General features: G+C 40.3%; 15 protein-coding genes, 4 tRNA genes and 1 other annotated feature. Of the genes, 2 read left to right on the top strand and 17 right to left on the bottom strand.

Annotated elements, in window-relative coordinates:
- Positions 1-1,302 carry a tyrosine-type recombinase/integrase gene (locus ACTQXY_RS01720; protein WP_441658012.1) on the top strand — a complete coding sequence of 434 codons (1,302 nt, stop codon included), beginning with the start codon at positions 1-3 and terminating at the stop codon, positions 1,300-1,302.
- A gap of 368 nt (positions 1,303-1,670) precedes the next feature.
- Here ACTQXY_RS01720 and sigH read toward each other — a convergent pair whose 3' ends face one another.
- The 17 genes from sigH to ACTQXY_RS01635 form a co-directional block, all read right to left on the bottom strand.
- Positions 1,671-2,285, bottom strand: a complete 615-nt coding sequence (gene sigH / locus ACTQXY_RS01715; protein ID WP_441658011.1) for an RNA polymerase sporulation sigma factor SigH — start codon at positions 2,283-2,285, stop codon at positions 1,671-1,673.
- A 17-nt stretch (positions 2,286-2,302) separates the two neighbouring features.
- The gene (rlmB, locus tag ACTQXY_RS01710) at positions 2,303-3,055 is read right to left on the bottom strand and encodes a 23S rRNA (guanosine(2251)-2'-O)-methyltransferase RlmB (protein ID WP_441658010.1); all 753 of its coding nucleotides are present in this window, start codon (positions 3,053-3,055) and stop codon (positions 2,303-2,305) included.
- A gap of 9 nt (positions 3,056-3,064) precedes the next feature.
- Complete coding sequence (locus tag ACTQXY_RS01705; RefSeq protein WP_004611223.1) at positions 3,065-3,514, bottom strand: Mini-ribonuclease 3; 450 nt, start codon at positions 3,512-3,514, stop codon at positions 3,065-3,067.
- Positions 3,499-4,905 carry a cysteine--tRNA ligase gene (gene cysS, locus ACTQXY_RS01700; RefSeq protein ID WP_441658009.1) on the bottom strand — a complete coding sequence of 469 codons (1,407 nt, stop codon included), beginning with the start codon at positions 4,903-4,905 and terminating at the stop codon, positions 3,499-3,501. Before cysS ends, ACTQXY_RS01705 begins: the two co-directional genes overlap by 16 nt.
- Positions 4,892-5,599: a serine O-acetyltransferase EpsC gene (gene epsC, locus ACTQXY_RS01695; RefSeq protein WP_004611225.1), complete on the bottom strand. Its 708-nt coding sequence runs from the start codon at positions 5,597-5,599 to the stop codon at positions 4,892-4,894. Before epsC ends, cysS begins: the two co-directional genes overlap by 14 nt.
- Before the next feature lie 59 nt (positions 5,600-5,658).
- Positions 5,659-5,878, bottom strand: a binding site (T-box leader).
- Positions 5,879-5,924: 46 nt separating this feature from the next.
- The gene (locus ACTQXY_RS01690) at positions 5,925-7,019 is read right to left on the bottom strand and encodes a GNAT family N-acetyltransferase (protein WP_441658008.1); all 1,095 of its coding nucleotides are present in this window, start codon (positions 7,017-7,019) and stop codon (positions 5,925-5,927) included.
- A gap of 3 nt (positions 7,020-7,022) precedes the next feature.
- A complete protein-coding gene (gene ispF, locus ACTQXY_RS01685) occupies positions 7,023-7,586 on the bottom strand; it encodes a 2-C-methyl-D-erythritol 2,4-cyclodiphosphate synthase (RefSeq protein ID WP_441658007.1) in 564 nt (187 codons plus the stop codon).
- Positions 7,587-7,589: 3 nt separating this feature from the next.
- Positions 7,590-7,865, bottom strand: a complete 276-nt coding sequence (locus tag ACTQXY_RS01680) for a hypothetical protein (protein ID WP_441658006.1) — start codon at positions 7,863-7,865, stop codon at positions 7,590-7,592.
- A gap of 74 nt (positions 7,866-7,939) precedes the next feature.
- Positions 7,940-8,013: transfer RNA gene (locus ACTQXY_RS01675), tRNA-Met, on the bottom strand.
- 118 nt (positions 8,014-8,131) lie between these two features.
- Positions 8,132-8,204 (bottom strand) — tRNA-Val (locus ACTQXY_RS01670).
- Positions 8,205-8,211: 7 nt separating this feature from the next.
- Positions 8,212-8,285, bottom strand: a tRNA-Met gene (locus ACTQXY_RS01665).
- A 118-nt stretch (positions 8,286-8,403) separates the two neighbouring features.
- Positions 8,404-8,476 (bottom strand) — tRNA-Val (locus tag ACTQXY_RS01660).
- Between the two features lie 98 nt (positions 8,477-8,574).
- Complete coding sequence (gene gdhA / locus ACTQXY_RS01655) at positions 8,575-9,909, bottom strand: NADP-specific glutamate dehydrogenase (protein WP_441658005.1); 1,335 nt, start codon at positions 9,907-9,909, stop codon at positions 8,575-8,577.
- A 102-nt stretch (positions 9,910-10,011) separates the two neighbouring features.
- On the bottom strand, positions 10,012-10,365 hold the full coding sequence (locus ACTQXY_RS01650) for a hypothetical protein (protein WP_022249944.1): 354 nt from the start codon (positions 10,363-10,365) through the stop codon (positions 10,012-10,014).
- Positions 10,358-10,723, bottom strand: coding sequence for a PqqD family protein (locus ACTQXY_RS01645; RefSeq protein ID WP_173691573.1), 366 nt, complete (start codon positions 10,721-10,723; stop codon positions 10,358-10,360). The genes ACTQXY_RS01650 and ACTQXY_RS01645 overlap by 8 nt, the downstream gene beginning before the upstream one ends.
- A 96-nt stretch (positions 10,724-10,819) precedes the next feature.
- Positions 10,820-12,724, bottom strand: a complete 1,905-nt coding sequence (locus ACTQXY_RS01640; protein ID WP_441658004.1) for an OPT family oligopeptide transporter — start codon at positions 12,722-12,724, stop codon at positions 10,820-10,822.
- Between the two features lie 121 nt (positions 12,725-12,845).
- Positions 12,846-12,992, bottom strand: coding sequence for a hypothetical protein (locus ACTQXY_RS01635; RefSeq protein WP_441658003.1), 147 nt, complete (start codon positions 12,990-12,992; stop codon positions 12,846-12,848).
- A 215-nt stretch (positions 12,993-13,207) separates the two neighbouring features.
- Here ACTQXY_RS01635 and ACTQXY_RS01630 point away from each other — a divergent pair, with 215 nt between their 5' ends.
- On the top strand, positions 13,208-14,521 hold the full coding sequence (locus tag ACTQXY_RS01630) for a potassium transporter TrkG (protein ID WP_441658002.1): 1,314 nt from the start codon (positions 13,208-13,210) through the stop codon (positions 14,519-14,521).
- The last annotated feature ends 3 nt before the right edge of the window (positions 14,522-14,524 follow it).

The following is a 14,524-nucleotide window of genomic DNA, read 5'->3' as shown; positions in this document are numbered from 1 at the left end:
ATGGCATCAATAAAGAAGATAGAAAACAAAAAGGGAATATCTTACAAGATTATTGTATCGAATGGGTATGATATGCAAGGTAAGAAAATCGTAAAGACTACGACATACAATCCCGATCCGAGTATGACAGCAAAGCAACAGGAAAAAGCACTTGCCAAGTATGCTATGGAGTTTGAGGAACGTGTAAAGAATGGAGATTGTTTTGACGGAGACAAGCTATCATTTGAGGAATATACAGTTAAGTGGTTGGCATACATGAAAAATAACTTAGCTTATTCTACTTATGAGGGATATGTGCAGTTGCTTAATGATAACATGATTCCTTACTTTAAGACTACAAAGATTGCACGAATAAGAACACCAATGATTGAGGACTTTTACGAATCAATAATAAATAAGTATGCGTATGCTACTGTTAAGAAATGTGCAAATATATTGAGTGGTATGTTTAAGACAGCTATAAGGTGGCAAATAATTGAGGTTAATCCTTGCACAAATGCGATAATACCAAAGAAAAGCAAAAAGGAAGTTGAAATAAAATACTTCACGCCTAAGCAATCAATTATGTTTTTGAAATCGTTAGATTTGACATACGAAACCAAGTACAAAGGTCATTACAGAACAGATGACACAGGTATTCGATACTATGTTGACGATTATACAGAATCACATAAGGTTGCTACACAGTATAAGGTATTCTACAATATTTCACTATTTTGTGGATTGAGAAAAGGCGAAACACTTGCTTTACACTGGTCAGATATTGATTTTAATAAAAGGGAAATATCAATCACGAAATCAGTCTCTAAATCAGAATCTGGTGTGTCGTATAAGGACCCTAAGAATTATTCATCAATAAGAGTTGTGCCAATACCACAAGAGATAATGCCACTATTGCGACAGTACAAGGCTGAATATAATCGTTTGCGTATAAGCCTGGGTACAGCATGGCAAGGAGACGGAAACATATTCATTCAATCAGACGGTAAGCTAATGGGAAGAAGTACACCATATCAGTATTTTGTAAGGCATTTAAAGCGATACAATGAATGGGTACAGGAAAATCCAGAAAAAGCAAAAGAACAAGGCTTTGAGGAATTACCAACAATACCTCTACATGGTTTAAGACATTCATGTGCAACACTACTCAATTACTTAAAGACAGACATTATCACAATAGCAAGTGTGTTAGGACATTCACAAACATCAACAACAATGAACATATATGCTCATAGCTTTGAAGAGCAGACACACATTGCAAGTGATAAACTTGATGAATTTATTAGAATGAATGCAATGTAAATATAAGGAGTCATGACTTACTGATACGGTTTGTTGTGGCTCTTTTTTATTGACTAAGGAAATACAATATAATATACTGTATAGTAAATTAGTTACTATTTAGATACTAAGAATAGGTTAAGGCAATCAGAGATAAGAAAAGCACAAAGACCGAAAAGCCTTATAAATCCAACATTTTTGTAAATATGAGCAGAAATAAGAAAAGCTACGGAAAGGCATAAATAAAATTGGTAAGGCGGAGGTCACGGGTTCAAGTCCCGCCAGCAGCTTTTTTAGAACTATTCAAATATTTTCAAATTACCCCAAAAATAGCGCCCCACCCGCAAAGTGTAGCGCTATTTTGTAATACATATTTCGCCAGGTGTCTTCTATATCTGCACAATCCCTGCCATTTTCGCTTTAATTCGCTGTAGTGCATTATCAATGGATTTCGGACTTTTATCCAAAAGCTTTGCAATGGTCTGATAATCGATTCCCAATAAATGCAAATGCAGTACCCGATTTTCCAGATCGCTCAACCTTTGTTTTAACTCCTGCTCAATCATCTGCAGGTATTCTTTATTCAGGAATAACTCCTCTGGATTATTGTCTTTCATTGTCTGAATCGTCTCGATCAGAGGCTGCTGTTTTTCTTCCTGTGTATCCTCTCCCTGCTCATACAGGGAAATATAAGAGTTCAACGGCATATGTTTCTGCCTCTGAGACGCCTTGATTGCACTGTACATCTGTCTTGAGATACAAAGATCTGCAAAACTTGCAAAAGACGTTCCCTGCTCACTGTCATAATCACGCACCGCTTTGAAAAGTCCGATCATCCCTTCCTGAATCAAGTCATCATTCTCCCCGCCGAGAAGATACATCTCTTTCGCCTTTTTCTTCACAAGAAATTTATACTTATCCATGATATAATCGGTAATTTCCTGTTCCCCTGCCCGCAGATTGCAGATTAGCTGCTCATCTGTCATTTTCCCATAATCAGACATTCTTTTTTCTCCTAAAACTACTGCAAACGCTGTCTTACAATCTCATATGATAATACACCTGCCGCCACAGATGCATTCAAAGAATCAATGTCGCCTTTCATCGGAATAGATGCGATGAAATCACATTTTTCTTTCACAAGCCGGCTTACTCCATCTCCTTCATTTCCAATAACCATCCCGATTGGACCTGTCAGATTCAGTCGGTACATGGATTCGCCGCCCATATCTGCACAGACAAACCACAACCCTTTTTCTTTCAGCTCTTCCATTGTTTTTGCGAGATTTGTCACCTTTGCGACCGGAGTATAATTAAGCGCTCCCGCAGATGTCTTTGCAACAGTAGCTGTAAGCCCGACCGCACGTCTCTTTGGAATGATCACACCATGTGCCCCTGCAAGGTTTGCAGTACGAATGATCGCACCAAGATTATGTGGATCTTCAATGTTATCAAGCAAAATCAAAAACGGATCTTCACCCTTCTTCTTTGCCAGTTCCAACATGTCTTCCACTTCTGAATACTCATAGGCCGCTGCATATGCAATCACACCTTGATGTTTCTTTGTCTCAGAAATCTGATCCAATCGTTCTTTTGTCACAAAATTAATGATAGTATCATGTTTTTTCGCTTCCCTGATAATTGTGCGGACCGGACCATCCTGACAGCCGTCAAGCACAAACAGCTTATCCACAGGTTTACCGGAGCGAAATGCCTCAATCACTGCATTGCGTCCCTCAACCATCAAATTTTCTACCTTTATCTCTTCGCTCATATAAGCCTCCTACACTTCTTTTTCTTTCAAACTGTCCAGACCGATTTTCACCAAATCCAGCATTCGTTTCCATTCTTTTTTCAAATACAGATATCCAAGCAATGCCTCGAATCCGGTTGCTCTTCTATAATCGGTAATCGATTGATTTTTTGCCGGAGATACCGATTTTGCGTTTCTTCCACGCTTGTAAACAGCATGTTCTTCTTCTGTCAGCTCTTCCTGCATCGCGCGCATCATGAGAGACTGGGTGGACGCCTGAACATACATGCTGGTCTCCTTGTGCAGCTTATTCACCTGACGGTTGCCTTGATTGATCACAAGGCTTTTGATAATCAAATCATATATACTGTCTCCTATATACGCCAATGTAAGAGGTGAATAACTGTGAACATCCACCTCTTTCATTTGAAAAACTTCTTGCATATAGGAATCAAATTCAAACCCTACGCTCTTTTCCATTTTACTCCTTCACGTGTATCCTCTAAAATAATTCCTTTTTCCAACAACTCGTTACGAATCTCATCTGCACGTTTAAAATTCTTTTCTTTTCTCGCCGCCTGGCGCTCCTCAATCAGCTTTTCAATATCTTCTGCAAGCAGCTCCTCTTCTTTTTCTACGATCAATCCAAGTACATCTGCCAGTTTCACAATCAGATCATGAAGTCCTTTCAAATACTCTTTTGAACTTTCTGCTGTCGCAGTCGTATTTGCAAATTTTACAAGTTCAAAAATAGAAGCAATTGCATCGGCAGTATTAAAATCATCTTCCATCGCCGTCTCAAAGCCTTCCACGAATTCTTTCGTCTTTTCGAAGGCTTCCTTCTCCACATCTGTCATCGTCTCAGCCGAAGTTGCATTTTCCAAATGTTTCAGATTATCCACAGCGGTCACGATACGTGTGAGACCATTTTTGGATGCTTCCATTAAATCAGCACTAAAGTTCAACGGGCTTCTGTAATGTGCGCTCAGCATAAAGAAACGAAGCACCTGAAGGTCATACTGTTCGCTGATCTCTCTCACTGTTCTGAAGTTACCAAGTGATTTTGACATCTTACGGTTATCAATATTTAAAAATGCATTGTGCATCCAATATTTTGCAAATTCCTTTCCATTTGCCGCCTCGCTCTGCGCGATCTCATTTTCATGGTGTGGGAACACAAGGTCTTCCCCTCCCGCATGGATATCAATCTGATTTCCGAGATATTTCTTCGACATCACAGAACACTCAATATGCCATCCCGGACGCCCGTCGCACCAAGGAGACTCCCACGCAGGCTCTCCTTCTTTTTTCGGTTTCCAAAGAACAAAATCCAGCGGATCTTCTTTTTCGTCTTCCCCAGACACTAACAGAGAACGTCCTCCTGACTGCAGATCATCCAGATTCTTATGTGAAAGTTTTCCATACTCATCAAACTTTCTCGTGCGGAAGTACACTGTACCATTCTTTTCGTAAGCATATCCTTTGTCGATCAATTCCTGAATCATCTCGATCATACCACAGATTTCTTCTGTTGCAAGCGGATGCTTTGTGGCAGGCTTCACGTTCATTCCCGCCATGTCTTTTTTGCATTCTGCAATGTATCTTTGCGAAATCTCATTTGCAGATACACCCTCTTCAATCGCTTTTTTGATAATCTTATCATCGACGTCTGTAAAATTGGATACAAAGTTCACATCGTAGCCTTTGTACTCAAAATAACGTCTCACTGTATCAAATACAATCATCGGTCTTGCATTTCCGATATGGATAAAATTGTATACCGTCGGACCGCAGACATACATCTTAACTTTTCCTTCTTCCAACGGAATAAATTCTTCTTTTCTTCTTGATAATGTGTTATATAATTTCATAATGTCCTCCTTCTTGTGCATCATCTGCGTCCTTCTTAGTGACACATCTGAGCTGACTTTCTAATTCTTTTAATTGTTTTTTCAATTTCAGATTATCCTGATGAAGTTCTCTTAGATCATTCAGTACCGGATCCGGTAAATGTACCTGATCCATATCTGTTCTCGGAATTTTTTTATCACCCATCCTCACGATTCTTCCCGGTACACCGACCACCGTACAATTCGGCGGGACTTCTTCCAGAACAACTGAGCCTGCTCCTATCTTTGAGTTCTCTCCTATTGTGAAAGAGCCAAGAATCTTCGCTCCGGCGCTCACCATAACATTATCCTCCAACGTCGGATGCCGTTTCCCCTTTTCCTTTCCGGTTCCTCCAAGCGTAACTCCTTGATACAGTGTCACATTGTCACCGATCACCGTCGTCTCCCCTATGATCACACCGCTTCCGTGATCAATAAAGAGCCCTTTCCCGATTGTTGCCCCCGGATGGATCTCAATTCCGGTCTTTCTTGCAGCACGCTGTGAAACCCACCTTGCCAGAAAATAATGTTTGTTCAAAAACAGCTTATGTGCCACTCGATAACTTAATATCGCTTTAAAGCTGGAATAAAGAAGCACTTCCATTCCTGTCTTGATGGCAGGATCCCGTTCTTTGATTACGTTTAATTCCTCTTTTATATATGATATCATTCCCATCAACGTTCCTCCCAAATTCACAGATTTTCTATGCAATAAAAAACTTCGCCTCTAAATACTCTAGAGACGAAGTTCAATCCGCGGTTCCACTCTAGTAAAGGAATCTCCTTCCTTCACTTGATGCATGTAACGTATGCTGCCCGAATCTGGCTACTGTATGTTCGCCAAACCAACTCCCGAATGCACTTCATATATTCTTTCCTCAAAATCGCTTTCAGCCGATGGCAATCTCTCTCTGTCAGTTCCAAATATACTACTCTTTTCGTTCTAAGTCTTTCTCACTATATTTATACAGTTTATGAAATTTTTTTTGTTTTGTCAACCTTTATACTACTTCATTCAAAAAAACTTTTGACAACGGAATAAACTTTTTAAGATTTTCTTTTAATTCTTTTTTGAGATGCCTATCTTCTTTGGAAGGATAGCCAAACATTAAATTTGTAAGCTCTCCAATAGAAATTACTCCGCAGGAATACTCCGATGCTTCACACTTTCTCACAACAGTCACGCCGTCCAGTGCATCTCCAACAATATGAAAGATATGATTGTTCTCCTCCAAAAAGGAATCTATAACTTGTATATAAAAATCCACATCTTCTTTTAAAGAAAAGCATTTTAAGAAGGTCTCCAAATGCAAAATCCGCACCATGATCATCGGCACTTCTTTTTCTGTTCCATATGCACCGCATTTTACACGTTCCTGTTCATTTCCAGTCAATGTATAAACCGCATACAAAAAATCTTCTTCTCTCAAAAACAGTGGTTCACGAATCTCATACCGCTCCCCTTTCGCATAGCAGTACATTCCCACGATGTGATCATCTCTCTTTGCCATGACAATTCCACCATGTTCACTTTTCTGCTCCGCGAGAACCGTTCGATAATACTTCTCATCCCGCACTGTCACAACCTGCTCATCCTCCAGAAATTGATTTGCAAATTCTGCAAGTTTTGCACAGTCCTTCTCATCTGCAAGGACAATCTTTAGCGTTTCTTCTTTTTGCTCTCTCCCCGACACTTTACATTGCCCTTGATTGTAGACAAATCGAAAATCATACGGATAGTATATTGCCTCCGCAGCCGGCATCAAAAACGTAAATGGTTCTTTTCTGTCATACATTTCTCGCATCGCATGTTTTAAAAGCCGTCCCATCAGCCCACGTTTCCTATATTTTTCATCTGTCGCAACCGCAATAATGTAGTTCGCAGAAAAGCAGGCTTTATTCACACGCAGCCGATAAGGATTCAGTTGAAGCATTGACCGAATTATTTGATCTTCTTCTATGACAAAAATCTCATTTTCAGCTGTCTTAATTGTATAATAATAATCCAAAAACGCCTCTGTATCTTCGGTAAAAATCTCTTCCCAAAGTCTACGCGTCTTTTCATGTTCCGTCTTTTCTAATTTTCTCAGATTCATTCTTTACGCTTCCTTATCATTGCTTCTTAAGCACCCTCTGCAGCCGGCACAATTTCTCTCTTCACTGTCCGCCACTTTATAGCTGGCAAGATTCGTAATCTTTTCAATCGCACAGATTGCCTGAGAAGAAATTCCATCTCCATTCCCGGTAAATCCAAGACCTTCCTCTGTTGTCGCCTTTACATTCACCTGATCCATCTCAATTTTCAATGCCTCCGCAATATTTTTTCTCATTTTTTCTATATGAGGCAGCATCTTTGGACGCTGTGCAATAATCGTAGCATCAATATTCTCAATCACATAAAGATGCTCGTCCAAAAGTTTTCCCACATGCTCCAGCAGGAGAATGCTGGAAATTCCTTTATATCGCTCATCGCTGTCCGGAAAATGCTTTCCGATATCTCCAAGTGCCGCTGCTCCCAAAAGCGCATCCATAATTGCATGGACAAGCACGTCCGCATCAGAATGACCAAGCAGCCCTCTCTCATATGGAATATTCACACCCCCTAAAATCAGCTCTCTTCCCTCTGTCAGTTTATGCACATCATATCCTAATCCCACTCTCATGTTTTATTCCTCGCTTTTCTTCGAATCTTTTTTCTCACCTTCAATTACATCTATCTCCAAGTCCTGCTCTGTACCTTTTTGCAAAAACTCTCTTTTTTTGTAACGAATATAATCAACCACCAAAAAAATGCCCGCAAACAGAAACACAACTCCTCCTATAATGGATACCGCTGGATTTCCTCCTATCCCTTTGATAAATTGCCACACAAGCTTTCCGCCCAGATATACCAAATAAATCCCTGCCACGAGATATAAGGCTCTCCTACTATTGTCATTCATCTTACATTCTCCTTTCCATAATTTTTCGATACACAAAAGAGGCTAACGCATTAGCATCAACCCCTTTTTCTCAATAGCGGGAACTGGATTTGAACCAGCGACACCACGGGTATGAACCGTGTGCTCTAGCCAACTGAGCTATCCCGCCTTGCTATGAGCACTCAGTGACAGTCTCTTTGTCACTTACGCGCGATACACATCGACACTCTTAGAATATTCTTCCAAAATTAGCAACCGATGCTATATTACCATATACAATAATACCATGGGACCAATAGGGCTCGAACCTATGACCCTCTGCTTGTAAGGCAGATGCTCTCCCAGCTGAGCTATGATCCCATAATAGTAGCGGGAACTGGATTTGAACCAGCGACACCACGGGTATGAACCGTGTGCTCTAGCCAACTGAGCTATCCCGCCTTGCTATAAACACTTCCTGACAGCATCTTTGTCACTCATGTGCAATATATATCGATACCCTTAGTAAGGTTCCCCCAAACTTAGTAATCGATACGGCATTATCACAAACGATAATACATGGGACCAATAGGGCTCGAACCTATGACCCTCTGCTTGTAAGGCAGATGCTCTCCCAGCTGAGCTATGATCCCATATGCTTGCGGGTTATCTCTAACCCGCTTTGCTATTATACTATCACCTTCGGCAAAATGTCAACACTTTTTTTAATTTTTTTTATTTTTTCAAATTTTTACACAATTCCTTGTGCTGTCATAGCTTCTACAACCTTCTCGAATCCGGCGATATTAGCACCTACTACATAGTTTCCTTTTGCTCCGTATTTCTCAGCAGCATCTGCCATATTGTGGCAAATATTTACCATGATACCTTTCAACTTGCTGTCAACTTCTTCAAATGTCCAGCTCAGACGTTCGCTGTTCTGTGACATCTCAAGCGCAGATGTAGCAACTCCACCAGCATTTGCAGCCTTACCTGGTGCGAACAATACACCATTTGCCTGAAGATATTCCGTAGCTTCCATTGTTGTAGGCATGTTTGCACCTTCTGCCACTGCAATAACACCGTTGGCAACTAACGTTTTTGCATCCTCTAAATGTAATTCGTTCTGAGTTGCACATGGAAGAGCGATATCCACTTTCACATTCCATACGCCTCGTCCTTCATGATATTCAGAGTTTGGACGATAATTTTTATATTCTGTCAAACGTGCGCGTTTTACTTCTTTGATCTCTTTCAATGCCGCAACATCAATTCCTTCCGGATCGTATACCCATCCTGTAGAATCACTCACTGTCACAACTTTTGCTCCAAGTTCCTGTGCTTTTTGTGTTGCGTAGATTGCAACATTACCAGAACCTGACACTGCAACCGTCTTGCCTACAAGTTCAATTCCATTTAATTTCAGCATCTCTTCTGTCAGATATAACAGACCATATCCTGTTGCTTCTGTTCTCGCAAGAGATCCACCATAACTTAATCCTTTTCCTGTAAGCACACCTTCGTATACTCCACGAATACGTTTGTATTGTCCGAACATATAACCAATCTCTCTTGCTCCTGTTCCGATATCTCCGGCAGGAACGTCTGTATCTGCTCCAATATATTTACACAATTCTGTCATAAAGCTTTGGCAGAATGCCATGACTTCTCTGTCTGATTTTCCTTTTGGATCAAAATCAGAACCACCTTTTCCTCCACCGATTGGAAGTCCAGTCAATGAGTTTTTGAAAATTTGTTCAAAACCTAAGAATTTGATAATACCTAAGTTTACAGAAGGATGAAGACGTAATCCACCTTTGTATGGTCCAATTGCACCGTTGAACTGTACACGATATCCTGTGTTAACCTGAACCTGTCCGTTATCATCTACCCAAGGCACACGGAATTTGAACTGTCTTTCTGGTTCAACAAGTCTTTCTAAAAGCGCATCCTTTCTGAATTTTTCTTCATTCGCTTCCACAACAACTCTAAGAGATTCCAACACCTCTTTTACAGCCTGATGAAATTCAGGTTCTGCTGGATTTTTTTTCACAACTAATTCAATTACCTCATCTACATATGACATATTGTTTTCCTCCTAAATAATAAAATTAGCCGCACAGAATCCATCTGCACGGCCCCATTGCCTTATTACACTTTATCAGTATAACGTGTTGTCCTATGAAAGTCAAGATTTTTTTAGATAATATACTTTTTTCCCTTTTATCATATCTTCTCTCAAAATCTCATTCTTTGTCATGTATTCAAGAAACGGATTGATAAACTCCTTTGGATTCGTCACGCCCATCTTATTCTTGCTGTAAAACTGTCCCACCTGAACATCCTTGATCAACTGTTCAATCTCATTTTTCCGAAGATATTCTTTCTTTTTCAGTTCCTTTTTGACAATCTTGCAGCACTTCGCATATAGCATCCTTGCAAGCTCCTGTGACTGGCTCTGTGCTTTTTTCAGTCCCCACGCATAGAGAACTGCCCCAAGAACCGCAAACATTAAAATATAGATTACATATCTACTAAGCATCTTTTCTTTCCTCTTTCAACAACACAAACTTATTGTCCCTCATAATCTCAACAAACTTAATCAGTCTTTCATAAACCGGATCCGCTTTTTTCCCAAACTCCTGCTTCACCAGCTCGGCAACCTCATGCATATCTCTTTTTCCGTCTAACTGTTTCCACACAAAGCTTCCGAGTGCATCCATCGCAATCTCGCTCTGCTTTGGTCTGTGAAATACTTTCTGTGCAAGCCAATGATAGAATCCTTTCCACTCAATGATCAGGCACACCAAACCATCTTCTTTTTCTTTCCATGCGTAAGCCGGATTCTTCATAAACACATAATCCAAATAATTCTCTTTCTTTTCTTTCTTCCGTCCCATAGCTCTATCAGCCTTTCCGTTAAAATAGAGTTTTTTATATCATAACAAATTTCATGCAGCCTGTCAAAAGGCTGCATGAACATTTTACTCTTCTAATTAATTTTTATTTTCTTTTGAAAACAATGTCACTTTGAACAGCGAACCGATAACTACAACTAAGAAGATGAGAATCGCACCAATCTGTCCAAGCGAGAATCCACCTAACAATTTTGTCAGATCAAGTTCCACTACAGCGAATACCGCAAGTAAAATTCCGATAAGACCTTCACCGGCAATCATACCGGAAGTATAGAGAATACCTCTGTCGATAGCAGCTTTTTTCTTTTCTTCTGAAAGACCGCGTTTCTTTTCAACAACAAGTCTTACAAGACCACCTGCCATGATACCGGCATTTAAAGAAAGTGGTAAGTACATACCTACTGCAAACGGAAGTACCGGAATTCTCAAAATCTCAACTACAATTGCGATTGCTGCACCGGCTCCGATCAATCCCCAAGGAAGATCTGCATTCATAACACCTTCCACGATCATTCTCATCATTGTAGCCTGTGCTGCCGGAAGTTCTGTTGAACCATATCCCCATGCTTCGTTGAGCAGGTAAAGCACTCCACCGATTGCAAGTGAAGATGTAAGAACACCAAGTAATTCTCCCCACTGCTGTTTCTTTGGTGTGGCACCAACGATAAATCCAGTCTTCAAATCCTGAGATGTATCACCTGCAATCGCTGCTACGATACAGATAATAGAACCGATTGCGATTGCACCTTTCATACCTGTCGCACCATCAAGACCTGTTGCTTTTAACAAGATTGTCGCAATCAAAAGTGTTGCGATTGCCATACCGGATACCGGGTTATTACTACTTCCGATCAGACCAACCATTCTGGATGATACTGTCGCAAAGAAGAAACCAAAGATTACAACGATAACCGCTCCCAATAAGTTGATTGGGAATGTAGGAAGTAGCCAAATTGCAATTGCAATGACTCCAACACCGATTAAGATAACCGGCATCGGCATATCCTGATCTGTTCTGAGTCCACTTGCTGCTTTTCCTTTATTATTAGACATACTCTTCATTGCCTGAGAGAATGTCTTTACGATCAATGGTAATGATTTGATCAAACTGATGATACCACCTGTTGCAACTGCACCGGCACCTATGTACTTAATGTAAGTTCCCCATAACTCACCTGGTGCAAGCGAACTGATTGGTTTTGTTCCAGGGAAGATGATTGCATCCCCTGCAAACAAGCTGATCAATGGCATCAATACGAACCAGCTGAGCACACTACCGGAGAACATGTAGCTTGCAATTCTTGGTCCACAGATGTAACCAACGCCTACAAGTGCAGGAAGCACATCCATACCGACTGCCGACCCTTTGTATGCCTTGATATCATAGTTTACACTGCTTGGGAACACTCCCAAACCGTCAGCCACAAATTTGTATACCGCCGCAATCCCAAGTCCGGAAAATACGACAGATGCTTTTGAGCCTCCTTCTTCACCTGCAAGAAGTACTTCTGCACAGGCAGTTCCCTCCGGATACGGAAGCACACCGTGTTCTTCAACAATCAACGCTTTACGAAGCGGAATCATGAATAAAACACCCAATGTACCACCAACAAGTGCTATCAGGAAAATCTCAAAAAGTCCAGGTGCTTCAATTCCTTCCACACCATCTGCTGCCCACAAGAATAATGCAGGCAATGTAAAAATCGCTCCGGCCGCAACTGATTCACCAGCTGAACCGATTGTCTGTACCATGTTATTCTCTAAGATCGAATCTCTTCTGAGAATCACACGAATAATTCCCATAGAAAGAACTGCCGCAGGAATTGATGCAGACACAGTCATTCCAACTCTCAGTCCAAGGTACGCATTCGCCGCACCAAAGACTACCGCCAAAAGAATACCAATGAACAGCGATGTAAATGTGAACTCCGGTACTATTTTGTCAGCGGAAATAAATGGTTTAAAATCTTTTTTGTTATCCATTTTTTTCTCTCCCATCCTTTATTATTTTAATGCTTTATCTCCAAAAAGTATTATAGCACCTTTCTGTCCATAAGTCACGTACTTTTGTCTTTATTTTATAATTTTTCGTAATTTTTGCATTTTATTCAGTTTTAAATCCGCCATTTTCTATAAAATTGTCTATACTTCTCATGATGACAAATCCAATCGCAAACAAAAGAATCAATGCTAAAATTAATATAAAGTTTCTCATTCTCCTCACCTCTTCTTCTACACTGTATTCTAGCAATCCTCCTGTTAAAATCTGATAAAAACAAATCCATTTCCGTAAAGATTTTATTAAAGCCACTTTTTTCTTTATATAATCTTTATATTAATTTTTCTTTCTTAATGTGTTTTTAATTTACTATCTCTTATAATCTATATAGTTTATAAACAGTCAAAGAGGTGATTTTTATATCTTCTATACAAAAACTTTATCATCATTTTCTTCACCTTTCGCCTATGAAGATTATTTTATTTGGATACTGTGCGATCATATGTATCGGCTCTATACTTTTGGCTCTTCCCATTTCTACAAGAAATCCGGATGCAGCCAATTTATTTACCGGTTTTTTCACAGCCACATCTGCAACGTGTGTGACTGGTCTGATACAAGTTGATACATACACTCACTGGTCTTTCTTCGGTCAAAGTGTCATTCTCTGTCTGATTCAGATTGGCGGAATCGGATTTATGACGCTTTGTATTTCAATTATGACGCTCACAAAGCGAAAGATTGGCTTGGTATCCAGATCATTGATGCAGAACTCTGTCTCTGCTCCACAAATCGGCGGAATTGTAAAAATGACGCGCTTTATTATAATAGGTACGTTTTTCATTGAATTTTTAGGAGCATTTTTACTTGCGTTTCACTTTTGCCCCAAGTTTGGACTCTCAAAAGGAATCTGGTTCTCCATTTTCCACAGTATCTCCGCGTTTTGCAATGCAGGCTTTGATCTGATGGGAAGTGTACAGCCATTTTCCTCGCTGACAGGAGAAGTAGGAAACTGGTATGTAAACCTTATCATTATGGCGCTTATTATCATCGGGGGACTTGGTTTCTTTGTTTGGCACGACATATTGGCTACAAAATTGCACTTTCACAAAATGCAGCTTCACACCAAATTGGTCTTAAGTGTCTCATTCTTCTTGATTGCAGCCGGCACGCTTTTGCTTTTCGTATGCGAACACGGAACAGGCGCCTATCAGGATCTGACACTTTCTGAACAAGTAGCAGCGTCAGCCTTTCAGTCTGTCAGTGCAAGAACAGCCGGGTTCAACAGTGTCAACCTGTCAGCTCTGACTCAGACTGGTCGTTTTCTGATTATCAGTATGATGCTGATCGGTGGCTCCCCTGGCTCTACTGCCGGTGGAATCAAAACAACGACTTTTGCCGTTTTGGTTCTTTCTGTCATCACCACATTTCGCAGTAGAAAATCCACTGAGGTGTTCGGCAGACGTCTGGAAGACTTTATCACAAGAAAAGCGACCTGCATTTTCTTTTTGTACATTACATTCTCATTCTCTGTGGCGATGATCATATCCAGAATTGAGAATATAGACTTTTTGGATTCTTTATTTGAAAGTGTATCGGCAATCGCAACAGTCGGACTTTCCACTGGAATCACACCAGAACTGATGCCGCTGTCTCACGCATTACTTGCATTTTTAATGATATTCGGAAGGGTTGGTTCCCTTACCATGCTTTTGGCTTTTTCATTTACAAGAAAACCCCTTCCATCGGCTCTGCCATTGGAAAAAATTCAACTTGGTTAAAGA

This window comes from Faecalimonas sp. LCP19S3_D12, assembly GCF_052121495.1.
Classification (GTDB): domain Bacteria; phylum Bacillota; class Clostridia; order Lachnospirales; family Lachnospiraceae; genus Faecalimonas.
This window is presented reverse-complemented; position numbering and strand designations above follow the sequence as displayed.

What these genes read in the sequence shown, in the direction of transcription:
- gdhA (WP_441658005.1), bottom strand. Translation starts at nt 9,909, where the DNA reads ATGTCATATGTAGATGAGGTAATTGAATTAGTTGTGAAAAAAAATCCA.
- sigH (WP_441658011.1), bottom strand. Translation starts at nt 2,285, where the DNA reads ATGTCTGATTATGGGAAAATGACAGATGAGCAGCTAATCTGCAATCTG.
- ACTQXY_RS01645 (WP_173691573.1), bottom strand. Translation starts at nt 10,723, where the DNA reads ATGGGACGGAAGAAAGAAAAGAAAGAGAATTATTTGGATTATGTGTTT.
- cysS (WP_441658009.1), bottom strand. Translation starts at nt 4,905, where the DNA reads ATGAAATTATATAACACATTATCAAGAAGAAAAGAAGAATTTATTCCG.
- epsC (WP_004611225.1), bottom strand. Translation starts at nt 5,599, where the DNA reads ATGGGAATGATATCATATATAAAAGAGGAATTAAACGTAATCAAAGAA.
- ispF (WP_441658007.1), bottom strand. Translation starts at nt 7,586, where the DNA reads ATGAGAGTGGGATTAGGATATGATGTGCATAAACTGACAGAGGGAAGA.
- rlmB (WP_441658010.1), bottom strand. Translation starts at nt 3,055, where the DNA reads ATGAGCGAAGAGATAAAGGTAGAAAATTTGATGGTTGAGGGACGCAAT.
- ACTQXY_RS01720 (WP_441658012.1), top strand. Translation starts at nt 1, where the DNA reads ATGGCATCAATAAAGAAGATAGAAAACAAAAAGGGAATATCTTACAAG.
- ACTQXY_RS01650 (WP_022249944.1), bottom strand. Translation starts at nt 10,365, where the DNA reads ATGCTTAGTAGATATGTAATCTATATTTTAATGTTTGCGGTTCTTGGG.
- ACTQXY_RS01690 (WP_441658008.1), bottom strand. Translation starts at nt 7,019, where the DNA reads ATGAATCTGAGAAAATTAGAAAAGACGGAACATGAAAAGACGCGTAGA.
- ACTQXY_RS01640 (WP_441658004.1), bottom strand. Translation starts at nt 12,724, where the DNA reads ATGGATAACAAAAAAGATTTTAAACCATTTATTTCCGCTGACAAAATA.
- ACTQXY_RS01680 (WP_441658006.1), bottom strand. Translation starts at nt 7,865, where the DNA reads ATGAATGACAATAGTAGGAGAGCCTTATATCTCGTGGCAGGGATTTAT.
- ACTQXY_RS01705 (WP_004611223.1), bottom strand. Translation starts at nt 3,514, where the DNA reads ATGGAAAAGAGCGTAGGGTTTGAATTTGATTCCTATATGCAAGAAGTT.
- ACTQXY_RS01630 (WP_441658002.1), top strand. Translation starts at nt 13,208, where the DNA reads ATGAAGATTATTTTATTTGGATACTGTGCGATCATATGTATCGGCTCT.